The sequence below is a fragment of the Serpentinicella sp. ANB-PHB4 genome (assembly GCF_031432315.1).
Lineage (GTDB): Bacteria > Bacillota > Clostridia > Peptostreptococcales > Natronincolaceae > Serpentinicella.
Genome location: NZ_JAVKGO010000007.1, coordinates 91,703 through 117,120 on the forward strand (window position 1 = coordinate 91,703; position 25,418 = coordinate 117,120).

The 25,418-nt window shown below is 32.4% G+C and carries 24 protein-coding genes; 22 read left to right on the forward strand and 2 right to left on the reverse strand.

Annotated elements, in window-relative coordinates; translation table 11 throughout:
* The first annotated feature begins 22 nt into the window (after nucleotides 1-22).
* Nucleotides 23-919 carry a phosphatidylserine decarboxylase gene (locus RH915_RS07475; protein ID WP_310479006.1) on the forward strand — a complete coding sequence of 299 codons (897 nt, stop codon included), beginning with the start codon at nucleotides 23-25 and terminating at the stop codon, nucleotides 917-919.
* A 114-nt stretch (nucleotides 920-1,033) separates the two neighbouring features.
* On the opposite strand, the gene RH915_RS07480 is transcribed toward RH915_RS07475, so the two are convergent.
* Entirely contained in the window at nucleotides 1,034-1,591 is a 558-nt protein-coding gene (locus RH915_RS07480) for a rubrerythrin family protein (protein ID WP_331618348.1), read from the reverse strand.
* 275 nt (nucleotides 1,592-1,866) lie between these two features.
* On the opposite strand from RH915_RS07480, the gene RH915_RS07485 reads away from it, so the two are divergent.
* The 18 genes from RH915_RS07485 (at nucleotide 1,867) to RH915_RS07570 (ending at nucleotide 22,524) form a co-directional block, all read left to right on the forward strand.
* Nucleotides 1,867-2,832: a 3'-5' exoribonuclease YhaM family protein gene (locus RH915_RS07485; RefSeq protein WP_310479009.1), complete on the forward strand. Its 966-nt coding sequence runs from the start codon at nucleotides 1,867-1,869 to the stop codon at nucleotides 2,830-2,832.
* Between the two features lie 20 nt (nucleotides 2,833-2,852).
* Nucleotides 2,853-4,760 carry a sensor domain-containing diguanylate cyclase/phosphohydrolase gene (locus RH915_RS07490; protein ID WP_310479012.1) on the forward strand — a complete coding sequence of 636 codons (1,908 nt, stop codon included), beginning with the start codon at nucleotides 2,853-2,855 and terminating at the stop codon, nucleotides 4,758-4,760.
* The gene (locus RH915_RS07495; RefSeq protein WP_310479014.1) at nucleotides 4,741-5,550 is read left to right on the forward strand and encodes an alpha/beta fold hydrolase; all 810 of its coding nucleotides are present in this window, start codon (nucleotides 4,741-4,743) and stop codon (nucleotides 5,548-5,550) included. The genes RH915_RS07490 and RH915_RS07495 overlap by 20 nt, the downstream gene beginning before the upstream one ends.
* 173 nt (nucleotides 5,551-5,723) lie before the next feature.
* Nucleotides 5,724-9,098, forward strand: coding sequence for a helicase-exonuclease AddAB subunit AddB (gene addB / locus RH915_RS07500; protein ID WP_310479016.1), 3,375 nt, complete (start codon nucleotides 5,724-5,726; stop codon nucleotides 9,096-9,098).
* On the forward strand, nucleotides 9,091-12,687 hold the full coding sequence (gene addA, locus RH915_RS07505) for a helicase-exonuclease AddAB subunit AddA (RefSeq protein ID WP_310479017.1): 3,597 nt from the start codon (nucleotides 9,091-9,093) through the stop codon (nucleotides 12,685-12,687). The genes addB and addA overlap by 8 nt, the downstream gene beginning before the upstream one ends.
* A gap of 148 nt (nucleotides 12,688-12,835) precedes the next feature.
* Complete coding sequence (locus tag RH915_RS07510) at nucleotides 12,836-12,994, forward strand: hypothetical protein (protein ID WP_310479018.1); 159 nt, start codon at nucleotides 12,836-12,838, stop codon at nucleotides 12,992-12,994.
* A gap of 112 nt (nucleotides 12,995-13,106) precedes the next feature.
* Nucleotides 13,107-13,556, forward strand: coding sequence for a CBS domain-containing protein (locus RH915_RS07515; RefSeq protein WP_310479020.1), 450 nt, complete (start codon nucleotides 13,107-13,109; stop codon nucleotides 13,554-13,556).
* Between the two features lie 135 nt (nucleotides 13,557-13,691).
* On the forward strand, nucleotides 13,692-14,183 hold the full coding sequence (locus RH915_RS07520; RefSeq protein ID WP_310479023.1) for a Na+/H+ antiporter subunit E: 492 nt from the start codon (nucleotides 13,692-13,694) through the stop codon (nucleotides 14,181-14,183).
* 23 nt (nucleotides 14,184-14,206) lie between these two features.
* Nucleotides 14,207-14,470, forward strand: coding sequence for a monovalent cation/H+ antiporter complex subunit F (locus tag RH915_RS07525; protein ID WP_310479024.1), 264 nt, complete (start codon nucleotides 14,207-14,209; stop codon nucleotides 14,468-14,470).
* An 11-nt stretch (nucleotides 14,471-14,481) separates the two neighbouring features.
* Entirely contained in the window at nucleotides 14,482-14,775 is a 294-nt protein-coding gene (mnhG, locus tag RH915_RS07530; protein ID WP_310479026.1) for a monovalent cation/H(+) antiporter subunit G, read from the forward strand.
* A gap of 24 nt (nucleotides 14,776-14,799) precedes the next feature.
* Nucleotides 14,800-15,039, forward strand: coding sequence for a hydrogenase subunit MbhD domain-containing protein (locus RH915_RS07535; protein WP_310479028.1), 240 nt, complete (start codon nucleotides 14,800-14,802; stop codon nucleotides 15,037-15,039).
* Nucleotides 15,036-15,329 (forward strand): hydrogen gas-evolving membrane-bound hydrogenase subunit E, encoded by a 294-nt coding sequence (gene mbhE, locus RH915_RS07540; protein WP_310479029.1) that lies wholly within the window; start codon nucleotides 15,036-15,038, stop codon nucleotides 15,327-15,329. The genes RH915_RS07535 and mbhE overlap by 4 nt, the downstream gene beginning before the upstream one ends.
* A gap of 3 nt (nucleotides 15,330-15,332) precedes the next feature.
* Nucleotides 15,333-15,791, forward strand: a complete 459-nt coding sequence (locus RH915_RS07545; RefSeq protein WP_310479030.1) for an MnhB domain-containing protein — start codon at nucleotides 15,333-15,335, stop codon at nucleotides 15,789-15,791.
* Nucleotides 15,757-16,143, forward strand: coding sequence for a cation:proton antiporter subunit C (locus RH915_RS07550; RefSeq protein WP_310479031.1), 387 nt, complete (start codon nucleotides 15,757-15,759; stop codon nucleotides 16,141-16,143). The genes RH915_RS07545 and RH915_RS07550 overlap by 35 nt, the downstream gene beginning before the upstream one ends.
* A 1-nt stretch (nucleotide 16,144) precedes the next feature.
* Complete coding sequence (locus RH915_RS07555) at nucleotides 16,145-17,617, forward strand: complex I subunit 5 family protein (RefSeq protein WP_310479080.1); 1,473 nt, start codon at nucleotides 16,145-16,147, stop codon at nucleotides 17,615-17,617.
* A 37-nt stretch (nucleotides 17,618-17,654) separates the two neighbouring features.
* Entirely contained in the window at nucleotides 17,655-19,676 is a 2,022-nt protein-coding gene (locus RH915_RS07560; RefSeq protein WP_310479032.1) for a complex I subunit 5 family protein, read from the forward strand.
* A gap of 47 nt (nucleotides 19,677-19,723) precedes the next feature.
* Nucleotides 19,724-21,556, forward strand: coding sequence for a complex I subunit 5 family protein (locus RH915_RS07565; protein WP_310479033.1), 1,833 nt, complete (start codon nucleotides 19,724-19,726; stop codon nucleotides 21,554-21,556).
* A gap of 107 nt (nucleotides 21,557-21,663) precedes the next feature.
* Entirely contained in the window at nucleotides 21,664-22,524 is an 861-nt protein-coding gene (locus RH915_RS07570; protein WP_310479034.1) for a deoxyribonuclease IV, read from the forward strand.
* 77 nt (nucleotides 22,525-22,601) lie between these two features.
* Here the strand turns inward: RH915_RS07570 and RH915_RS07575 are convergent, their stop codons facing one another.
* Nucleotides 22,602-23,546 (reverse strand): hypothetical protein, encoded by a 945-nt coding sequence (locus tag RH915_RS07575; protein WP_310479036.1) that lies wholly within the window; start codon nucleotides 23,544-23,546, stop codon nucleotides 22,602-22,604.
* A 206-nt stretch (nucleotides 23,547-23,752) separates the two neighbouring features.
* Between RH915_RS07575 and RH915_RS07580 the strand changes: the two genes are divergently transcribed.
* From RH915_RS07580 to RH915_RS07590, 3 genes are read left to right on the forward strand one after another with little or no spacing between them, the layout of a single operon-like run.
* Complete coding sequence (locus RH915_RS07580) at nucleotides 23,753-24,355, forward strand: hypothetical protein (RefSeq protein WP_310479037.1); 603 nt, start codon at nucleotides 23,753-23,755, stop codon at nucleotides 24,353-24,355.
* A 28-nt stretch (nucleotides 24,356-24,383) separates the two neighbouring features.
* Nucleotides 24,384-24,758, forward strand: coding sequence for a holo-ACP synthase (acpS, locus tag RH915_RS07585; RefSeq protein WP_310479038.1), 375 nt, complete (start codon nucleotides 24,384-24,386; stop codon nucleotides 24,756-24,758).
* 20 nt (nucleotides 24,759-24,778) lie between these two features.
* A complete protein-coding gene (locus RH915_RS07590) occupies nucleotides 24,779-25,411 on the forward strand; it encodes a LolA family protein (protein WP_310479040.1) in 633 nt (210 codons plus the stop codon).
* Nucleotides 25,412-25,418 lie beyond the last annotated feature (7 nt).

Sequence of the window (25,418 nt, forward strand, 5' to 3'; positions counted from 1 at the left end):
AGTATCTGAGAGGAAGGATCTTATGAAAGTTTATTATATAGACAGGAAAACTGGAGAAAAAAAATTAGAAACCGTTGCTGGACTTAAATATTTAAAGTGGGGTTATGATACTAAACTAGGTAAATCCTTATTAGAAATACTTTTTAAAAGGAAGTTACCATCAATTATTTATGGAAAGCTACAGGATCGGCCTAGTAGTACGAAGAAAATTCAAAAATTTGTCGAAGCATTATCGATAAATATGGAGGAAGCTCTAGAAGAAAACTTAGATAAATATAGTAGTTTTAATGATTTCTTTATTAGGGAGTTAAAACCGGATGCTAGGTATATAAGCGAAAAAAAAGAAGATCTTATATCCCCAGCAGACGGTAGGGTGTTAGCCTATGAAAATATTGATATAAATAAAGTTATACAAGTAAAAGGAATGACCTATAAGTTATCAGATCTATTTCGTGACAATAAACTAGCAGAAGCCTTTGATAGTGGTGTATGCATTGTTGTTAGATTATCACCAGCGGATTATCATCGATACCATTTTCCAGACAGCGGGCAGGTAAAAAAACACAGGCATATTGATGGGAGTCTTTATTCTGTAAACCCACTGGCATTAAAGAAAGTAATATCTTTATATTGTGAAAACAAAAGAGAATTGACAGTTTTTGATTCAGATAATTTTGGTGAGATCACTATGCTGGAAGTAGGAGCAACTTGTGTAGGTACGATAAAGCAGACTTATAATCCTAAAAACAGAGTTAAAAAAGGAAGCCCAAAAGGCTATTTTAAATTTGGTGGATCTACTGTTATACTGTTCTTGAAAAAAGGACAAGTAAAAGTTGATGAGGATATTTTAAAAAATACAGAGGATGGACTGGAAACTAGAGTAAATATGGGAGAGACAATAGGGAAAAGATTAAATTAAGGAAATTTTAAAATAAAGCATATAAAAAATAGTGACAAACTAGAAAAGCAGAATTTTCCTACTATATAAAGAAAGATACCAAATATGTAAACAGGTATCTTTCTTTATTTTAACTTATTTTTCTGTATTAAAAACAGTAAACATTTCTTTTTTAACTCTACAAATAGGGCAGTTATCAGGAACATCATCTGTTAGCGTATATCCACAGACATCACAGACATGGACAGTATCATAAGTAAAATCTTGGCCATTATCTACAGCTTGTTTGGCTACTGTAAATAGTGCAGAATGGGTTTTTTCTGCTTCAATAGCATATTTAAAGGAGCGCATACTGCCTTTTTCCCCTTGAAGTTCAGCTACTGCCATAAAAGCAGGATACATTTGCTCTACTTCATAATCTTCTCCTTCGATTGCTCCTTGTAAGTTTTCTGAAGTAGTTGTTAAACCAAAACCTGCTCCGGCTGTCACTGCAGCTTCCCCTACTTGATTTTTTAATTCACTAAAATGATTACTAGCATGAACTTGCTCAGCATAGGCGATGGCTTTAAATAAATTTGATACGTTTGGGAACCCTTCTTTCTTTGCGGCATTTCCCCACTGGATATAACGCATGTGGGCCATACTTTCTCCTCCAAATGCTGATTTTAAGTTAGTTTCAGTTATTGCGTTCATAAGCTTTATTCCCCCTAATTAATTTTAAAATTAAAGTTTTCCAAAAGTACATTTACCCTGTTCTATCTTTTTTAAACAAAATAGTAATATTTTTCTTACATAACAAAGGAAATTCAAGGAATATGGAGAAATAGTCAAGAGTTCATATTTAAGTCACAACAATAATATATTAATTATAAAAGACAACCCTTTAAAATTTTGAATAAAAGTTATATTATTATATAATAATGGTAATTTGACGTTGTTAACTAGACGTCATTTATAGGGGGACAGAAATGTTTATAAATAAATTAAAAGATATTGGTAAGGAACATTTACATACAGTAGTAGAATGCATTGTATTATTATCTGATGTGAAAATTAAAGTAAGTAGAAATGGTAAGGAATATGCGGATATTATTATACAAGATCGTTCTAAAGCGATGGAAGTAAAACTTTGGGATTATGAAAAATATAGTGATTTTTTCCAAAGTTTAGATAACAACAGCATTGTTAAAGTACATGGGCAAGTGGGAGAGTATCAAAGCCAGCTACAATTGACAATTAAAGAAATTGAAAAATACGAAAAAGCTGACATATCTATTAAAGACTTTATACCTACAAGTAACGTACAAATTGATAGTATGATCAATGGATTAAAGGGCTATTACAATAAAGTACAAAGTGAACACTTAAAGGTGCTTTTAGATAAGATGATTTTTGAGGAAGAGAACTTTAATAAGTTTATGACATATCCGGCTGCAAAAAAGGTGCATCATAATTTTTATCATGGGTTAATCCATCATACTTTAGAGTTATTAAGCTATGCCCAGACCGTTGCAAAGGTTAAAAAATTGACTCAACATCAATATGAACGTCTGATTGTAATGTGTATGCTTCATGATTGGGCAAAAACACTAGAATATAAAGCGCTTCCGGACATAGGATTTACTGAAGAAGGAACAATGTTAGGACATATATTTATGGGAGCACATTATACGTTAAATGCGATTAATACTATTCCTAATTTTAATCATAATGATAAATTAGTTATTTTAAATGGAATTCTTGGACACCACGGCTCATTAGAATTTGGTTCTCCAGTTTTACCAAAAACAGTCGAAGCCCAGATTTTGCATCAAATTGATAAATTGTCGGGAGATATAGAAAGTATTTTATCATTTATAGAAGATCATTCAGAAGATGAAGAAATGTTTACAGGGAAGCTATGGAATATGGGAACGGACTATTATAAAGGTTAATGAAAGAAGGGGGGAAAGATATGGGAGAATACAAAGCTTTGAATAAGATAAACTGTGATGGAAAAGTTGTTGTGAATAAAAAATTACTTCAAGCACTACAGGAAGCTGAGGAGAAATTCAGGGCATTTGCCGATTCAACAGCAACAGTAATATTCATTGGTCAAGAAGGAAAATATGTATATACGAACCCCTACTATCAAGAACTTCTAGGTTATAGTGAAGAAGAATTTTATAAAATGGATTTATGGGATGTAAATCATCCAGATTACAAAGAAACTGCTAAAATACGGGCTACAGCAAGAGAAAAAGGTGTTAAGAACATACCAAAGCGTTATGAAATGCAAGTTGTTACAAGAAATGGAAAACCAATATGGATGGATATTTCTGCTACAACAATTACTTATCGGGGTAAGCCCGCAATTATTGCATCCGCCTTTGACATTACTGACCGTAAAAAGATGGAACAAAAAATAAGAGAAGATGAAGAAAGATGGCAGTTTGCCTTAGAAGGAAGTCACGTTAGTGTATGGGATTTAAATATACAAACCGATGAGGTGTATTTTAGTCGTAGGTTTACAGATATGCTTGGTTATGAAGGGATGGAAGTTGGAAATCATCGAAATGATTGGACAAAATTTGTACATCCAGAAGATCTTGACGAAGGTAATGAAAAGTATGACAAGCATTTTAAAGGTGAGACGCCTCTATATACACATGAATTTCGTGCCCGTTGTAAAGATGGAAGCTATAAGTGGCTCTTAGCTAGGGGAAAAGTAATGGAATGGACGAAAGATGGCAAACCTTTGCGATTTGTTGGAACCCACACAGATATTACAGATAGAAAAAAAGCGGAAGAAGAAATCATTTACCTAAGTTATCACGATAAACTGACAGGCTTGTATAATCGGGCTTACTTTGAGAAAAAAATTAAGGAGTATAAGGATAAAAAGTACTTACCTTTATCTATTATTACAGGAGATGTAAATGGATTGAAATTAGCCAACGATGTTTTTGGGCATAAGCAGGGTGACAAGTTATTAAAGGTGATATCGAAAATTTTATTAAAATCAGTTAGAAAAGAGGATATTGTTGCCCGGTGGGGTGGAGACGAGTTTGCCATTGTCTTGCCTAATACAGAATATAATACGGCTCTGGAGATATGTGATCGTATTACAGAAGCATGTGAAAAAGCAGATAAAAAACCGATACAGCCGAGTATTTCTTTGGGTTGTAGTACAAAGATAGAAAAGGGGGAAGACATTAATATAGTAATAAAAGAAGCAGAAGATCGCATGTATAGGCAAAAACTTTTAATTAGTAGTAGTGTTCGGGGAGCGATTATCTCTTCATTGGAAAAGTCTTTATTTGAAAAGAGCTTTGAAACTGAGGAGCATACCAGACGTATGTATAAAATTTCAAAAAAAATCGGCAAGCATCTGGGATTAAATAATAGTCAATTAGATGAATTAGGGTTATTTTGTATTTTACATGATATTGGTAAAATAGCCATTTCTGATTCTATTCTAACAAAACCCTCTAGATTAGATGAAGATGAGTGGCGAAAAATGATGCAGCATCCTGAAATAGGATATAGAATTGCCCAGTCATCTAAAGAGTTATCCCATATTTCTGAGTATATTTTAACCCATCATGAGAGATGGGACGGTCAGGGCTATCCCCAAGCACTAAAAGGAGAGGATATTCCTAAGCTTTCTCGGATATTAGCAATTGTTGATGCATACGATGTAATGACAAATGGACGAGTATATAAAGAAGGAGTTAGTCATGAGGAAGCGATTGAAGAAATTAGAAGATGTGCAGGTACGCAATTTGATCCTAACCTTGTAGAAGTATTTGTAGAAGTAATGAAAGATGGCGTGAACCTATTAGGAGAGGAGGAAGATTTAAATGGCATACATGGACGTTAACGGTGTAAACCTGTATTACGAATTAAAAGGGAACTTAGAGGCAGAGGAAACAGTTGTTTTTTTAAACGGGGTGATGGCCTCTACAAATAGCTGGGCAATGCAAGTTCCTGTATTTGAAAAAGATTATAGAATCTTATTACATGATTTTAAGGGACAGCTTTTATCCGATAAGCCAGAAGGGCCGTATACCTTTAGAGAACATGCGGAAGAAGCAAAAATATTGATGGAAAAGCTAGGAATAGAGAAGGCGCATATTATTGGTACATCATACGGTGGAGAAGTAGCTATGCGATTAGCAATTGATTTTCCAGGCTGTGTGAAAAGTATATCTGTAATTGACTCCGTTAGCGAACTTGATGAAGTATTAAAATTATTCGTTAAAGGATGGAGAACAGCCGCTGTTGAGAAAGATCCAGAGAAGTTTTATTGGGGGATGGCACCAACCATTTACCACAATTCATTTTTAGAAAAAAATATAGAAACACTTAAAGAAAGAGCGGAGGCGCTTAAAAAGGCTCCGGCGGAATATTTTACAGGACAAGTTTACTTGTACGATACTTTTGAACAAGATGTTTATATGACCGAAGAGCTACATAAAATTAAATGCCCTGCTTTTATTGTATGTGGAGAGCAAGATATTTTAAAAACAAGAAAATTTTCAGAGATTATTGCTAATAATATTGAAGACGCAGAGCTAGCAATTATTCCAGACTGTGGACACGTGACAATTTTTGAAAAACCTAATACATTAAACAGTATGATACTTGGATTTGTCACCAAAAATAAATAATTATCTACATAAAACCCAACAATTGTTGGGTTTTTTTATGAAACAGATCTAGACTTCAAAATCGTTTAAACCTGTATTTATATTAACTCATGTAATTTTTCTCCGTCATTAGGTATAAATATTTTACGCCTAAATGTTATAATAGATTCAATAAATAAAAATGGAGTGATATTATGGGGATCACGTATATTGTGGGTAGAAGTGGCACAGGAAAAAGTGCTTACCTATATAAAAAAGTAAAAGAAAAGCTAGTAAAAGAAAGAGAGAACAAGATAATTGTTTTAGTACCTGAGCAATATACCCTTCAGGCAGAAAGAGACATAATAGAACGTTTACAGGTAGAAGGGATCATGGAAGTTGAAATATTAAGTTTTACAAGATTAGCTTACCATGTGCTGCAGGAAGTTGGGGGATTAAAGAAAGTTAAGATAAATGAGATCGGAAAAAGTATGGTATTAAAGAAAGTAGTAAAAGAGTTAGAGGACCAACTTACAATTTATAAAAAAGCGGTTAACCAAAATGGGTTTATTGATAAATTGAACGAAACAATTACTGAATTTAAACAATACGATATCATGCCTTATGATTTAAATAAAAATAGTGACGCCTATGATAACATATTAAAATTTAAGCTACAGGATTTGGCATTAATATATAATGGCTTTAACGAATATTTAAAAGGGAAGTATATTGACAATGAAGATCATATGGATTTACTTATAGAATCAATTGAAAAGTCAAGGTTTTTAGAAGGTAAGGAAGTATTTATCGATGGGTTTCATACCTTTACACCTCAAACATTACGAATTATCGATAAAATGATGTTAGTATCAAAAGATATATATATTACTGCTACAGTAGATTTAAATAGCAGTGATAATGATTTATTTTTTACACCACTGAACACTTTGTCAAAATTAAGAGAAAAAGCGAACAAAAATAACACGAAAGAACGAGTTATTGATTTAAACAAGAAAGTAAAAGAGCGGCCTATTGGGTCATCAGAAATTAACCATATTGAAAAGCGCTTATTTAATTTTCCAATTAAACCATATACGGAGAATGTATCTAATATAGAAATTTTTCAAGCAAGCAACTTATACAGTGAAGTAGAAAATGTAGCTTCTAAAATTATAAGTCTTTTAAGGGATAGAGATTACCGCTATAGGGATATTGCTATTGTATCAGGTAATATGGATATATATGGACCCATTATTAAACGAATTTTTGATGAGTATCATATGCCTATTTTTATTGATGAAAAACGAGATATTATGACAAATCCAATTATAGAATTCATACTAACATCAATAAAAATGGTCTCAACAGGATATCAATATGAAAATGTTTTTCGATTTATAAAAACCGGGTTTTCATCTATTAGTAAAGATGAGGGGGAAGTTCTAGAAAATTATGTACTTAGATACGGGATTAAAGGTACCCTATGGTTTAAGGATTTTTCAATTCCAGAAGGGAAAGATTTATCAACCTTAAATCAAATTAGAGTGAAGTTAATTGAACCTTTTAGAGATTTTGAAACAAAGGTAAAAGGGAAAAAATCCGTTAGAGAGATTACTGAAGCATTATTTTACTTTTTGAAAAATATCGAAATTAAAGATGCATTAGAAACATGGATTGAAGAGTTAAAGTACAAGGGGTACTATGATTATGCCCATGAAAACTCGCAAATTTGGAACATTGTGATGGATCTATTTAATCAGCTCTCTGAAATTTTAGGACATACGGAAGTTAGACTAGATGAATATTATAAAATATTGGAATCAGGTTTTGCTGCTAGTGAAGTAGGTGTTATTCCTTCTACAGTAGATCAAATATTAGTAGGTAACTTAGAAAGGTCTAGAAGTCAAAACATAAAAGCATTATTTGTAGTTGGTGTAAATGACGGAGTTTTGCCAGGGGTTTATGATGAAGCAGGTATTCTTTTAGATAAAGAAAAGAACACGCTACAAGAAAATGGACTCGTATTGAGCCCAAATAGTGATATGAAAATGCTTGAAGAAAAGTTTGCGATTTATACAGTTTTATCTAAGCCAACAAATTATCTGTGGTTAAGCTATCCTTTAGCAGATAGCGAAGGCAAAGCACTAAGGGCTTCAATATTAATAGATCAAGTTAAAAAACTATTTCCTAATTTAAAAAGTAGAGGGGATATTATCCCTAATGAGGATCAACAATTACAACTTGTATCAAAACCGGAAAGTACATTTAAATATTTAATAGAGAATATAAGAAAAGCGGTAGATGATGAGAAGATTTTTGAATTTTGGTGGGAAGTGTATCAATGGTACTTTACGCATCCAAAGTGGAAGGACGAAGTTCTAAACATTGTCTCTGCATTGTTTTACCAAAATCAAGTTTATTCTATTGATGGAAAGCAAAAAGGGTTGTTCTATGATAAGCCTATTAAGACTAGTGTATCAAGACTAGAATCTTATATGAACTGTCCTTTTGCACATTTTGTTCAGTACGGACTTAAACCCCAAGAGCGAAAAGAATATCAGCTTAAAACCCCTGATATGGGAATGATCTTTCATGAAACAATAGATCGTTTTGCTGCAATTACAGAAGAAAAAGAGATAGACTGGAAGCATATTAGCCAAGAACAGTGTTATCTGTTTATAGAAGAAATAATAAATGAAGTTGCAGACCAATTTGAAAATGGTCTCTTACACAGTACTTATAGTTATAAGTACTTGATAAAACGTTTAGAAAGGATTTCGAAGCGTGCCATATGGACTTTAATTGAACATATAAAACGGGGAGACTTTACGCCCTATGGACATGAAGTGCGCTTTGGAGAAAATCAAAGTATCCCTCCAATTGAAGTTGTGTTAGAAAATGGAGAAGTACTATATTTAGAGGGAAGAATTGATAGAGTGGATGTGTTTGAGGATGAATCTGGAGAGGTATACTATCGGGTAATTGATTACAAATCTGGTAATAAAGATTTAAATTTATCAGATATTTATTATGGCTTTCAATTACAATTGATGATTTATTTAGACGCAGTTATGTCTCACGATGAAAGAAATATCAAGCCGGGAGGGCTGTTTTACTTCAAAATAGATGATCCAATGATCAAATCAGTAGAGTATGACCAAGATAAAATTCTTAAAGAAATCAACAAAAAGCTTAAGATGAAGGGATTAGTATTAAATGATGTAAATTTAATACAGCGGATGGACCGAAGTATTGAAAAACATTCTGATATTATTCCAGTAGCATTAAACAAAGATAGAGGCGTAACGAAAAGTTCTAGTGTAGCCACAGAGGCGCAATTTAGAATACTACTTGATCATACAAAGGATTTGGTTAAAAACGCAGGACATCAAATAACAGAAGGACACATTAAAATAGAACCGGTTAAAAAAGGCAAACAAGATGCTTGCCAATACTGTAAATTTAGTACGATGTGTCAGTTCGATCAAAAATTTGAGGATAATCAGTATAAGCATATTAAAGAATTAAAGGACGAAGAGGTTATCAAGATACTTCAAGATAAAAAAGGCGGTGATGATAATGCCTAATTGGACAAGTCAGCAACAGGAAGCGATAGAAGATCGGGGAAGTAATCTATTAGTAGCCGCAGCGGCAGGATCAGGGAAAACAGCGGTATTAGTAGAAAGAATAATACGTTTGATTATTGAAGATAAAATCGATATAGATAAACTTCTAATTGTAACGTTTACAAATGCAGCTGCAGGTGAAATGCGAGAACGTATTTCCGCTGCAATTTTGAAAGCGCTGGATAATAACCAAGAAAATGAAGCTCATTTAAGAAAACAAATGACATTAATTAACCGTGCCTCAATAACAACCATTCATGCATTTTGTATAGAAGTTGTTAAACAGTATTTTCATGTGATTGATATTGATCCTTCTTTTAGAATAGGGGATACATCTGAAATTAATATTATGAAGATGGAAGCAATGGAAGAACTGTTAGATAAGGAATATGAAAAAGCAGATAAATTATTTTTAGATCTTGTCGAAAGCTTTGCTGGAAGTAAAGACGATGAACCATTAAAAGACCTAATCAGTAAAATATTTAATTTTATCCAAAGTCAGCCTAAGCCCTTTGATTGGCTTTCGGAAAAAGTGGAGGCCTTTAATATAGATATAGAGGATTTTAATGAATGTATTTGGGCGGATACAATTTTAAAAAGCATAGATCTCCATTTAACAGCAGCATGTGACCTTTTAGTTAATGCTAAAAAATTATGTATGAAACCTGCTGGGCCGGAAGGATATATTGATGCGATAGATGATGATCTTAATCAAGTTAACCATTTAAAATCTAGTTTACATCATAATATCGAAGTGTTTTATGAAACAGTTAATCAAGTAACCTTTAAGAGACTAGGTCGTGTATCGAAGGAGACAGATCAAGACCTAAAAGAAGAGGCAAAAGACCAAAGGGATAAGGCTAAAGCGCTAATAAAAGGAATAACAGAAGGAATTTTCAGTCGTAGCCCTGAGGCATATATTGATGATTTGACTAGTATATATCCACTGATGCAATATTTAGCTAGTTTGGTTTCTAACTATGCCAATATATTTATGGCAAAGAAAAAAGATAAGGGCTTAGTTGATTTTAATGATCTGGAACACTATGCTTTAGAGATATTAGCAAATGAAAATGTAGCTAATGCTTATCGGGACAAGTTTGAATATTTATTTATTGATGAGTATCAGGATAGTAACATCGTACAAGAAACACTTATTGGCTATATAAAACGAGAAAATAATCGATTTATGGTTGGTGACGTAAAACAGAGTATATATCGATTCAGACTTGCTGATCCATCTTTATTTATTGAAAAGTATGAAACATTTAGCTCAGAAAAAGGAAAACGAAATAGAAGGATTGATTTATCTAAAAACTTTAGAAGTAGAGAAGAAATCATTAACGGTGTGAATTATATTTTTAAAAACATTATGTCGAAGCAACTTGGAGAAATAGATTATGATGAGCGGGCATATCTTTATCCCGGAGGCAGTTTTGAGCCTATAGAAGATCCTTCAATTGAATTGAACTTAATTGAAAAAGCCATTGATGAAGAGGCTACAGAAGAATTGTCAGAGGACTTAGAAGAACTAAGTGATATTGAAGTAGAAGCAAAAATGGTAGCACAAAGAATACAGGATATCCTTAAAACGAAAATCTATGATACAAAAGAGGAAGTTTACAGAGAAGTTCAGTATAAAGATATTGTTATATTAATGCGTACAACTCAAAACTGGGCCCATGTATTTTTAGAAACGCTTATAAAGGAAAACATACCAACTTATGCAGATACAGGCTCTGGTTACTTTCAATCTATTGAGATTGGTATTTTTCTGAACCTTTTAAAAATAATTGATAATAAAAGACAAGACCTGCCCTTAATAAGTGTAATGAAATCGCCAATTGGGAAATTTACTGTAGAAGAATTAGTACAAATTAGAATGACACAGAAGCATGGCAGTTTTTTTGATGCCATGACTAAGTTTGTAGAGGAAGAAAAAGAACATGAACTACTTGGGATAAAATTAAATGAATTTTTAACAAAAATAAAATTGTGGGCTAGAGAAAGTAGATATATGAAAATTGACAATTTTATTTGGAAATTATTTAGAGATACTGGTTATTACTATTATGTTGGTGCAATGCCAGGGGGACAACAACGTCAGGCAAATTTAAGGATACTGCTTGACCGGGCTGTGCAATTTGAGAAGACATCTATTAGAGGATTGTTTAATTTTATAAAGTTTATAGAAAAAATTCAAAATAGTAAAGGTGATATGGGGGATGCAAAAACCTTAGGTGAAAATGATAATGTTGTACGTATAATGAGTATTCATAAAAGTAAAGGTTTGGAGTTTCCAGTTGTATTTTTATGTGGGACGGGTAAAAATTTTAATCTAAGAGATACAAGTTCCGATGTGTTGCTCCATAAAGATTTAGGATTAGGACCCAAATTTGTAGACCTTAAACTGAGAGTATATAGAGATACGATTAGTAAGCTTGCCATGAAGGATAGACTGAAAATTGAAAGCTTATCTGAAGAGATGCGTATACTTTATGTTGCTTTAACAAGGCCTGTAGATAAATTGATTATTTTCGGATCCACCAGGGGATTAGAAGGTAAAATAAATAAGTGGAGTAGACCAATCAACCATTATGGATTGTCCTCAGCAAAAAGCTACATGGATTGGATCGGGATGGTTTTAACAAAGCACCCTTCTAGCGAAGTTTTAAGAAAAGCTGGAGGTGTTTCAATGCCTTCTGAGAATTACTTAAGGGACGACTCGAAATGGACAGTTAATCTGTACTCAAGGCAAGATGTTCTAAATAAGACACTAGAAGAAGAGAAAAAAGATGCAATCTTAAAAGATACATTATTAGATTATTGTCATAAAAATACAACGAAGTATAGCGAAACAATAGCAAAACGATTAAATTGGCAATATGCTTATGAAGCTGGTGTTGGAATACCTTCTAAACTTTCTGTTTCAGAAATAAAGAAAACCAATGTTAAGGGTCTAGACCATTTAGGTTATAACATACCTAGTTTAATCTCTCAACCTAAGTTTTTAGATAAAGGCGCTAAAAATTTTACATCTGCTGAAGTAGGTACGATCATACATTTTATTATGCAACATATTGATCACAACAGGATCAACAGCTTGGATGAAATAAAAATACAAGTAAATGAAATGATCCAAAAAGAATTATTAAGCGAAGAAGAGGTAGACGAAGTAAACTTGACTAAGATCCAAAACTATTTTGAAAGTCCTATTGGTAGACGAATGTTAGCCTCAAATAAGGTCTATAGGGAAGTGCCTTTTAATATGAAATGTAATGCACAAGATGTGATACATGGACTGGATAAATCAACAGAGACTTTATTGGTACAAGGAACAATCGATTGTTATTTTGAAGAAAATGATGAAATTGTATTAGTAGATTACAAAAACAATGAAATTACAGAAAATAATTTAGATAGAATCGTAAATGCCTACAAAGATCAACTACACTTTTATAAAACAGCATTAGAAAAAATATTAAATAAAAAGGTTAAAGAGAGCTATCTTTATATGTTTCATATAGACAAAGCTATTAGAGTAGAATAATCTAGGTTAGATTATTCTACTTTTTAAAAAGGTATGAAGTATGATGCAATCTAAAAACATTCCCCCAGTATGGCATAAAAAAAATAGGGTACATTAAATAAAAATACTTTTTATAAAAGAAAGGAACGTATATTTTCGGAGGATATATATGAGAAAAATCGATTCGAAGTATAGATGTTTACTGTATATCAGCTTACTTGTTATTATTATGTTAACGTTAAGTTACTTAGAAGCAACAAAACAAAATGTGTTAGAAGCTGAAGAACACATTCAAAGTGTAAATGAAGATATAATTAGATACGAATAACTTATTAAGTTAGAGTAATTTGGGTATAAAATTTTAATAAGATACTATTTTAAAATTTTAAATAACAATCAAAATTTTAAAAATAGTAATTAAATATGAAAGGGTGATGTTTATGCTAGCGAAAGAAATAATGAATACAGAGGTTATAAGTGTTACTCAAGATGAGACAGTTGAAACTGTGATTAAACTGTTGTTAGAACATAATATAAGCGGTGTTCCAGTTATAGATAAAGAGGAAGTTGTAATTGGAATCGTAACAGAAGGAGATTTAATCTTTAAAAGTAAAAAACTACAAATTCCTACATATTTTACGATATTAGATAGTTACATTTTTCTAGAAAGTACGAAAAATCTTGAAAAAGATATAAAAAAAATGGCGGCTTACAAAATAAAGGATATAATGACAACGGAAGTTTTTACAGTGGAAGAAGATGCAACTATAGAAGATGTAGCTACATTGATGACGACAAAACGAGTTAATCGTATTCCGGTTACAAAAGACGGAAGACTTACAGGTATCGTTAGTCGTAGAGATATTATTAAGGCCTATGCACAAGAATGATCTTAAATCATTGACAAATAAATAACAATTCTAGGTATTGGATGAGTGTTCTGTTATAATAATATAGGCATTCATCCATAATTTTTTCGAAAATTGTATTTTTTTTGGATAAAAATTGTAAATTGAGGTGTTATTATGAAAAGTAAGTACAATGTAACTGTTTTTTTATTTTTAATTATATTTTGGTTAATACTATCTCCACTATTAAATATTCAATCAATTTTAATTGGTAGTATTGCCTCAATACTTATTGTTTTTTATGCTAGGGATATTGCTTTTACAAATAAAGAAATTCCTAAATATAGTTTAAAGAACTTAGTAATATACGTAAAATTTGTTTTAAGACTTTTGGTCGAAATAGTTAAAGCGAATATTGAAGTTGCTTTAATTGTGTTGAATCCCAAGCTACCTTTAAGTCAATGCTTTATAAAAGTACCACTAAAAATTAATAATGATATTGTTAAAGTGATTTATGGAAATGCTGTAACATTAACACCAGGTACATTAACGGTGGATGTTGAGGAAGATGGATTTTTGATACATGCTTTGACAAAAGATGCAGCAGATGGAATGACAGACTCAATAATAGAGCATTACTGTACTAAAATGGATGATATAAGAGACTAAAGTTAAAGAAGGAGGTTTGAAAAATGAATATGGTGTTGATAGGCATAACGATTTTCTTAGCATTATTAACAATAGTCTGTCTGTATCGTGCATATGTTGGTCCAACTTCTGCAGATAGAGTTGTTTCGATAAATGTTATATCAACAAAAATTACAACGTTGATCGCACTACTTGCAATTATAACTGGAGAAGATACTTTTGTAGATGTGTCACTTGTATATGCCATGATTGGATTCATTATGACCGTGTGTGTTGCGAAATATATTGAGAAGGGTAAATTGTTTTAAGGAGTGAAGATATGGAGTTAGTATTAGATGTGATAATGGTATTGCTGTTAATAGTAGGAGCTTTCTTTTTTTTAGTTGGAACAGTTGGGCTGATAAGAATGCCTGATGTTTTTTGTCGAATGCATGCAACTACAAAAAGTGATACACTAGGCGCAGGGTTAATTTTATTGGCATTAGCAATATATCATGGCATTAGCTTGATTTCATTAAAGATCATTATAGTGATTGCATTTGTATGGATAACAAATCCAACAGCTGCTCATATTATTGCTAAAGCGGAGTGGAATAAACAAAAAGAATTATAGGATTTATAGAAAGAGGTGTAGTGCATGGTAATACTTAATGTTGTCCTAATTGTTTTCTTAATTATTTGCGCAATAGCAGTTGAAAAAACAAGGGATTTATTAGGCGCGGTCATTATTTTTGGAGCATATAGTTTAACGATGGCGATATTATGGCTAATATTAAAGGCTCCTGATATTGCATTAACGGAGGCCGCTATTGGAGCAGGGGCGACAACAATACTTTTAATCGCTACTATAAGTAGAACTAGGAGGCTTGAAAGGTGAATAAAATATTCATGGCTTTTGTCTTAGTAGGACTTTTAATTATAATGGTAATGGGCATGTTGGAAATGCCAGAAATAGGGCATGTTGATAATCCAAGTTATAATGAGGTAGCTGTATATTATACACAGAACGCTATAGAGGATACAAAGAGTCCTAATACAGTTACAGCAGTTTTAAAATATTATAGAGGAGTAGATACATTATTAGAGGCAGCTGTGTTATTTACTTCTATTATTGCAGTTATTTCAGTATTAAGAGGGAATAAAACATTAACAGAAAAGAAGGTGTAGTTAGTGGATGATTTAATAGTGAAAACCATTGCGCGAATGGTTATTCCTTTTATCTATCTTTACGGAGTTTATGTAGTTATACATGGAAGTGTTTCACCAGGGGGAAGTTTTGCTGGAGGAGCAATCATTGGATCGGCAATTGTGTTATATACCTTAGTATTTGGGTTAGAAAAGGCAAAACGCAAAATCCCTACCAGAATATTCGGTAGAAATATAGAGGGATTATTATGTTTTGTACTAATGGCATTTATCGTGATATTTATGGGATACGATGTACAAAAAGTTAGAGAGGCCGGGGCTTATGTAATTGAAGTTGGAGAACGCCTTGAACCTGGACTGCTCTCTTTATCAACTATTGGGGTAGGGGCTATGGTTGCAGTAACTTTAATGAGCCTTTTTCACATCTTTATTAAGGAGGATAAATACTGTGGAGATCGTACAAGCAATAATAGACAGAATTAATTATATTGGTGCTGCAATATTATTTGTAATAGGCCTATACACTGTATTAACTCATCCGAATTTAATTAAAAAAGTAATCGGAATTAACATTATGGAGACAGCTGTCTTTTTACTAATGGTTTCAGTTGGTTATGTCGCAGGGGGTAATGCACCTATATTGGGACTAACAAAAGAACAAACTTCAGAGCTTTATGTAAATCCTTTGCCAACTGCAATGATTCTAACGGGAATTGTTGTTGCAGTTAGTATTACAGCGTACTCACTTAGTTTAATTGTTAAAATATATGAAGCCTACGGAACAATAGAAGTAGATGAGATTATGGAGTTAAGGAGTGAAAAGGCCGTTGAATAGTATGCAATTTCCTTTATATGTGTTACTGCTGTTATTAATGGGATCTGTCATTATACCATTAACAACAGAAAAATTTAATATGAAAGCTAAAACAGTTATCTTAGGTACATTAGTACTTTCTTGGGGGATGATGCTTAGTACTTTTATAAATGTACTAAGAGAAGGACCGTACTTATATAATATCGGAAACTGGGGTCCTAAAATTGGAATTCAGTTTAATATTGATATATTCTCAACATCTATGTCTTTATTTATCCTTTCTTTATCTATACTTGTTATTATTTATTCGCTTAAAGACATCGAGCATGAAATATATTTTAAACAAATTTCTGTTTACTATAGTTTAGTATTATTACTTATATTAGGCATGGTAGGAATAACCGTTACGAATGATTTATTTAATACTTATGTATTCATGGAAATACTTGCGATTACATCTTGTGCAATTATTTCGATTAAACGTAAAAAAGAAAATTATATGGCATCCTTTAGGTACCTAATACTGAATACTTTAGGATCACTATCCTTCTTGTTTGGTGTTGCATTACTTTATATGGTTACTGGTTATTTAAATATGAGCGAGATATATATTAGAATTAACCAGGTATGGGAACTTTATCCGACAAATTTATTGTTAGCTTTAGGTCTGATGTTAACAGGTTTAGGGATAAAAGCGGCTGTTTTTCCACTACATGTGTGGCTCCCAGATGCCCATTCAACGGCACCAACACCATCTAGTGCATTGTTATCAGGCCTAGTTGTAAAAGTATACATTTTTACAGCTATGAAACTGTTATTTAGGGTGATTGGGTTAGAGATTATAGATACGATTAATATACCAAGCTTTATCACTTATTTTGCAGTTGTAGGTATGATTATGGGTTCTGTTTTTGCAATTGGACAAAGGGATATCAAGCGGCTTCTTGCTTATTCTAGTGTAGCCCAAATCGGCTATATTTTTTTAGGCGTAGGGCTAGCAACGGAACTAGGTTTATCTGCTGGACTTTTCCATGTAGTAAGTCATGGATTTATGAAATCATTATTATTCTTAAGTGCAGGAGCAATTATTTATAAAACAGGGAAAAGAGATATACGTACCTTTAAGGGAATCGGTTATCAAATGCCTTTAACGATGATTTTATTCACGGTTGGGGCACTAGGAATGATTGGGATACCAGGACTTAATGGATTTATGAGTAAGTGGTATTTAGGCTTTGCAGTTCTAGAAAAAGGCCAACCGATTTATCTAATTGTTATTCTATTAAGTAGTTTTTTAAATGCCATATATTACTTACCGATTATCATATCTGCATTTTTAACAGAAGGTGAAGAACGTAATATAATGGTACTAGAAGACATACCTAAAACTATGTCTATACCAATGGTCTTAATAGCCTCATTTTGTATTATAACAGGGTTTTTCCCACAAATAGTGATGGATGTAGTTTCAAGAGCAATACCAACATTTTTATAGATAGATTTTTATAGAATGGAGTAAAGGGAGTATAAAAATGAATATAGTAAAACCCTCTAGAAAAGAGGGGACAAAGAAGACTTTTGATTATTTTTCGATAAATTGTGTTTTGATTTTTTTAGTCGCAGCAGTATCTACTTTATTATTTGTTGCATCAACTTTGACAGGATCTGACGGTAACGTTATTGGAAGTGGTTCCATTCAAACAACGATTGGATATATATTAAAGTTAAAGCCTTTACCCTTGTTTATCATTATGTTTCCTTTAATAGGTGGTCCCTTAGAAGCACTGATAGGAAGAAAGTCAGAAAACTTAAGAGATTCAACGGTTGTTGATACGACATTTATAACTTTTATAGCAATATTAGCTATGTACCCACAAGTATCAAGAGGGACAATGAATTATTTTATACCCGGTGTATTTGGCCACGGGCTTTCATTTAGGGTAGATATGTTAAGTTTTATAATGGCCGCAACTTCAGGAGTACTATGGTTAATGGTAACAATATATGCCCATGACTATATGGGAATTGAAGAGCATAGAAATCGTTTTTATCTTTGGATGTCTGTTACCTATGGTGGTGTGTTAGGTACCGTCTTAGCAGGCGATATGTTAACGATGTTTTTATTCTTTGAAATTATGACCTTTAGTTCATATATGTTAGTTGCACATAACCAATCGAAGGAGTCAATTTTAGCAGGTAATAATTATCTGTATATGGGCATAGCAGGAGGGTTAAGTCTTTTACTTGGAATTATGCTTTTATACGCATATACAGGCACGCTAAATTTTGTTCCCCTCGCTTCACAGCTCGCAGAATTAGGATGGCGTAAATATTTAATTACAGGCTTATTTGTACTTGGTTTTGGAGTAAAGGCAGGCATGTTACCTTTGCATATTTGGTTGCCCAAAGCCCATCCCGTTGCACCAACACCAGCTAGTGCACTTCTCTCTGGAATACTAATTAAAGTCGGGGCCTATGGCATGTTAAGAGTCGCAGTAAGCTTTTTTGTACCGGCGGCTAATGAAATAGTAAGTTTTGGAGATTCACTATGGGTAGTTTCTGAAAGGCTTGGAGCTATAATTATATGGACTGGTGTTATAACTATGGCGATAGGCGTTTTCATGGCACTACAACAAAGTAATATGAAAAAAATGTTAGCTTATCATAGTATTAGTCAAATGGGATATATAATTATGGGGATTGGTGTTGCATCTTACTTAGGGTATAACGGAGCAATGGGCTTTTCTGGAAGTATATACCATATTGTAAATCATGCACTATTTAAAGCTTTATTATTTATGGTCGTTGGATTGGTATATCTGAGGACAAAAGAACTTGATATGTATAAGCTTGGTGGAATGTGGAAAAAGATGCCCTTTACTGCCTTTGTGTGTGTAATTGCAATATTGGGGATTACAGGCATGCCGGGATTTAATGGCTTTGCTAGTAAATCTATATTACACCATGCAATTATAGAGGCATATGAGTATGGTCACCCATCTTTTAAATATGCAGAATTTATTTTTACACTTGTAAGTGCAGGAACAGTATGCTCGTTTATAAAATTATTTAAATATGTATTTTGTGGTGCATGTCCTGAAAAGTATAAAAACATCGACGGTGAAAAGGGTATGATGGATTTAGCAATGGGAGGACTGGCATTAATGATTATAGCCATTGGGCAGGCTCCTAATTACTTACTAAATCAGTTTATAATCCCTGCAACAGAGGGTTTAACCTTTGATCCAGCTTTTATTAACGAATATTTGGTTTCAATGGATTTTTTTAATGCAAAAGATGTGTTAGGTATGTTATGGATTTATCTAATAGGTATTGGTATATTTATTTTAGGAACAAAATTTGATTTGTTCCACTTACACTTGCCAAGGTGGTTTAATATTGAAACAGCTTTTTATAAACCAATGGCTAGGGGTGTAATTATGTTTTCAAACAATATTACAAAGCATTATGAAATTGCAATTATAAAAAGTGATATAATTATATACACATGTGTATTGACTGGTATAATCTTTTTATTAATGAAATTTGTTTAATAAAAATAGATATGTTTGAACGCACCTGAATTTTAAGGAGGCTTATGATGAATTTATCTGAAATAGTTATACGGTTCGGGCTACCCGCATTAATCATAGGATTTATCGTACTAGAAGTATTTATTTTACCTTTATTTGGCGAAAAAAGTGTGACAATTAGAAAAGCAGTTGTAAAAGGTTTTATATTTTTAATGACCTTATTTATTGCCCTTACTTTTAGAGAAGTCAGATCTGAGCCAATTGTATACGAAATAGGAAAAGTATTTGAAACGGGTATGATTTTTAGAATAGATTTATTAAATTATACGCTAATTATTTTAGCGGGAATTCTTTGGTTGACAATTGGGTTATACGATTTTGAAAAAATAAATTACTTTTTCTATACATTAACTTACATTGCGACTATTGGGACACTGATGGCTGGAGATTTAATTAGCTTTTTCTTATTCTTCGAAATTATGACTTTTAGTTCCTATGCACTAATGGTTTCACACCGAGGCCACGAACAAGCAGAAGCCGGTTATGTATACATTTACATGGGGATTATCGGTGGTCTAAGTATACTGAGCGGAATAATAATGCTTTCCGTTTATACTGGTACTTTCCAATGGACAAACCTTGCTGTACAATTTAGTGAAATGGGAGCAATAAAGTATTTAATAGCATTTTTCCTAATAGCAGGCTTTGGAATTAAAGCAGGTATGGTACCATTTCATTTTTGGGTACCAAGAATATATCAAGGAGCGCCGGTTTCTATGGCTGCAATTTCTTCCGGTATGTTAATGAAGGTTGGTGCTTTTGGAATACTTAAAGTGTTTTCAGTGGTTTTTTATGTAGATGTAACGAATATAGATTTTGTTGATATTATGCTTTGGCAAGTTGGAAGTAATGTAGGTGCAGTTATTATTTGGGTGGGGATTGCCACCATGCTTGTTGGTGTGTTTATGGCACTTTTACAAGGAAATATGAAACGAATGCTTGCATATCACAGTGTAAGTCAAATGGGTTATATTATTATGGGGATCGGTGTAGCAGGTTATCTTGGGTATCAAGGTGCTATGGGATTTGTCGGAAGTGTATTCCATATGGTAAATCATTCTTTCTTTAAAGTCGTTCTGTTTATGGTTGCCGGAGTCGTTTACATGCGAACGAAAGAGTCTAATATGTATAATCTAGGTGGACTGTGGCGGAAGATGCCCATAACCGCAATATTATGTTTAATAGCTGTACTTGGTATTACAGGTATGCCAGGGTTTAATGGCTTTGCAAGTAAATCAGTTCTTCATCATGCGATAATAGAGGCATATGAATACGGACATTCTTCCTTTAAATACGCTGAGCTATTTTTCAAATTAGTAAGTGCTGGGACAGTGTGTTCCTTTATCAAGTTCTTTAGCTTTATTTTCTTAGGGGATCTTTCTGAAAAACACAAAGATGTAAAGGGAGATTTTCATAGGATGTCTATAGCTATGGGGATTTTAGCAACATTTATTGTAATAATCGGTATATTCCCGTCATTCTTTTTAGAAAACTTATTGGCACCAACTGCGATTGCCTTTCAATATGATTTAAACTTTATTGATAATTATATAATGGGAATGAACTTTTGGAATGCAAAAGATCTTATTGCAATGATTGGTGTGTATGCCTTTGGATTTGGAATGTTTATTATTGGATGGAAGTATCATTTGTTCCATGTACATTTACCAAAATGGGCAAGTGCTGAAAGGTACATTTATACGCCAATAACAACATTTTGCGATAAGTTCTCGGATTACTGTGTAACAAAATATGAAAAAAGAATTATCTTTGGTGATGTATTAATATACGCAATATTGTTAACCATTATTTTAGGACTACTTATTGTATCTGGATTTTAGATTTAGATTATAAATTATATAAAAAGGGTATAAGATATTAGGGCAATTAAATAAATTTATTTAATTGTCCTATTGTAGTTAAAAAACAGTTAGAGAGGAACTTGCATATGAAATTAGGATCACATGTTTCAATGTCCGGTAAAGGGCTTTTATCAGCAGCACAAGAAGCTTATGCTTATGATGCAAATACATTTATGATCTATACTGGGGCACCACAAAACACCCGAAGAAAAAAAATAGAAGATTTATTTATTCAAGAAGGTAAAGATTTTATGAAAGAGAAGGGAATAGCAGACATTATTGTTCATGCACCTTATATTATTAATTTAGCTTCAGCTAAACCTGCTACCTTAAAACTTGCCGTTGATTTTCTTCAAACTGAAATTGAGCGGACAGAAGCTATTGGCTCTAACCATATAATTCTTCACCCTGGTTCCCATGTAGGGTCAGGAGAAGAAGAAGGAATTAGAAAAATTATTAAGGGTTTAAATGAGATCATTTATAAAGACCAAAAAGTAAAAATAACTTTAGAGCTTATGGCTGGAAAGGGGACTGAAATAAACTATGATTTTAATCATACAGCAAAAATAATAGATGGGATAAAGCACAATGATAAAATTTCTGTTTGCTTTGATACATGTCACGTACATGATGCAGGCTATGACATTGTAAATGATTTTGATGGTGTTTTGGAAACCTTTGATAAAACTGTCGGACTGGATTGGATAGAGGTGTACCATATTAATGGGTCATTAAATCCAAGAGGAGCAAAAAAGGACCGACATGCAAACATTGGTGCTGACGAGAATAATCCAAAAGGAAAAGACCAAATCGGGTTTGATGCGCTGCATAATATCGTTCATCACGAAGCAGTTAAAGGAAAACCATGCATATTAGAAACACCTTGGCTAGATAAAAAGACAAACTTATATAAAGAAGAAATAGCCATGCTACGAAAAAAGAAGTGATTCTAAAATCACTTCTTTTTTTGGACGTAAATGCAATACTGGAATGTACATTTAATATTAAATTATTGGTCCTTAGACTATTGTGCGATTTGGGACTCAAAGGTCTCTTGAACAAGTTTAATGTTTTTAACAACTACTGCAGCTTTTACTTGAACTAACTCAAATTCTTCTTTATCTAATTCCTGTTCTAAATCTTTGATAGATAATTCAAGCATGTTTAATACCGCTTCATCTTGTTGTACTAGTTCACTTCTAAAATTATTTACCAGCTCTTTTTGAGTTTCCAAAAGATTTCTTGCCTCATTGTACGCATCTAGATAGGATAACAAAAGTATCTTTCTATTTAGGGATGCCATTTTATAAACATCACTGGGAACTTTATCATCGAAGAAATCCATAAAACCAGCTAACTCATAGGTTAAATCATTAATAACTTCTAGGCTTTCAAATTGGGCACGATTTTGAATATACAAGGTTGCGTCATCTAATAGGGATTCAAAATCTGTAATCGCAGTGTCTGCAAGGTTTATTTCTTGTAATTCATTCTCTAAAATATTCCACTTTTTATGTAGCTCATTAAACTTCTTAGTTATTTCATACCATATATCATCTATACTTCCAGGTAATACTTCTATATCTGAAGCATGACCCTCTATTTCTTCCTCGAATAAAGAATGGATCAAAATGCTATTTTGTAATATGTGCTTTCTATGATTAACATCATCTTCTGCGGATTCTTCTTTTTCATCACTACCTAGGTCTGTATCTGATTCTTCGGATATTTCTGCTTTTCTTTCTTCTTTTTCCGCGATTGCTACTTCTAAACCAGGAACAGCATCAAGGTCAAAACAGAGTTGTTTTAAAATTTCATCCATTTCTTCTAAAACCTTTGGTGTCTCGGGAGGATTATTGTTATTATCATTTTCAGGATTATTTTCAGAATTACCATTGCAACCAATTAGAGATAGAATCAACATAGATATAATAACTATAAGTATTTTATTTATATAATTTTTTTTCATCAAAATAATCACCTCAAACTTATATTCTCCAAATTAGTAAAAAAAGATTACAAAAGATATAAATAATTTAGGAATTTAATAGAGCAGAATAAATTAATGATCTTATTTATTACTTTAATAAATTTGTGACTTTTGTATTAGAAGGATAACATCAGAAAATATCGAATTATATAATAATTAGATTTATTATGGGAGAGGGTAATAAAATGATATTCAAAAAAAATGTAGATATTGATATAGCAGCGATGAAAAAAAATAAGGTACCAATACTTATACAAGATAAAAGATGGAAGTACATTTACGCCAATTGTAAAAATCGTGCAATGGATGGACTATATGAAGAACTTAATCGTCTAGTTAAGGATAAAAAGCATTATCAAAAAAAACTGAAAGATAATCGAAGCAAAAAGAGAAACTTGATGAATAAGGTCATTAATTTATCTGATTTAGTGAATACCAAAGGGGAGGAAAAGTACATAACAGAGATTGAAAAATGTAAAAATGAGATTACACTGTTAAACGATGAAACAGCGTTGATATCAGAAAATTTACTCGACTATGATGAGAAGATAGAAAAGGTGAATTTAGAGCTATTAAAAGAAACAATTAAAATTTCTTACAGTAATTTATCTACAAACCAAAGTCGGTTGTCTCAAGTAAATGGTGAAATAGAAAAATTAAGAAATAAAGTCAACTTACTAAGAGAAGAAAAAGAAGAAATTGAAAATAAAGTTGATGCGTTATATGGTTTTTTACACACACTTATGGGACCGGAAGAAATGGAGAAACTTGATAATAGCTTGTTGTAATATTATAAGAAGAAAAGTAGGGAAGTTTATGATTAGAGATATAGGAATTGATATTATAGAGATATCACGAATTAAAAAAGCAATAGAAAAGAACTCAAGGTTTATTAAAAGAGTCTTTACCTCTGCAGAAATTGAGTATTTTGTATCTAAAAACAATGCACCAAATACGATTGCTGGTTATTTTGCTGCTAAGGAAGCTGTTGCTAAAGCATTAGGTCAGGGATTTAGTAATATTAAATGGAAGGACATTGAAATATTGAAAGACCAAAGAGGTAAACCCCTTATAAAATTGTATAATAATGCACAAAAAATTGCATATAGTAAAAATATAAGTCATATATTAGTTAGTATTTCTCATAGTAAAGATAATGCGATCGCTCAAGCAGTTGCAGTTTTTGAGTAGAGCATTGTTAGGAGGGAACAATGAAAATCTGTAAAGGATTATTAAGCTTATTGGCATGTCTAATATTTTTAGTCGCCTGCGGTCCTCCTACAGACGAAGAAGTTTTTTATGAAGTACAAAAAAAGCTGGGGGAGCTTCAAACCTATGAATGTACAGCATCCATTAGTGTTAAAAATGAAAACCAAACACAAGAATATATATACAAACAGTATTTCAGCAAGCCAAATAAATATCGTTTAGAAGTAGTTAGTCCTGAGGCTGCAGCAGGAAATCTTATGATTTCCAATGGAAAGTCTGCTTGGATTCACTCGCCAACAATGAACTACACTTACAAAATAGACTCAATGGAAAAACAACAAAAAGAAGTTCTATTTATAGGATATTTTCTAAATACCTATATGTCTTCAAAAGAAGTTGATATACAGAAAGAAACTATGGACGGTGTGTCCTATGTAGTAATTACATCGGATATACCTGGTGGAAATTATTATTTTTCTAAACAAGAATTATGGGTAGATTTTGAGCGTTATCTGCCAGCGAAGTTAAATATATTTAATCAGGAAGACAACTTGCTTTATACCGTTAAATATGAGGAATTTAAATATAATACTGTTTTAGAAGATAAACTTTTTTATTTAGACACGACAGAATAGGGGGACT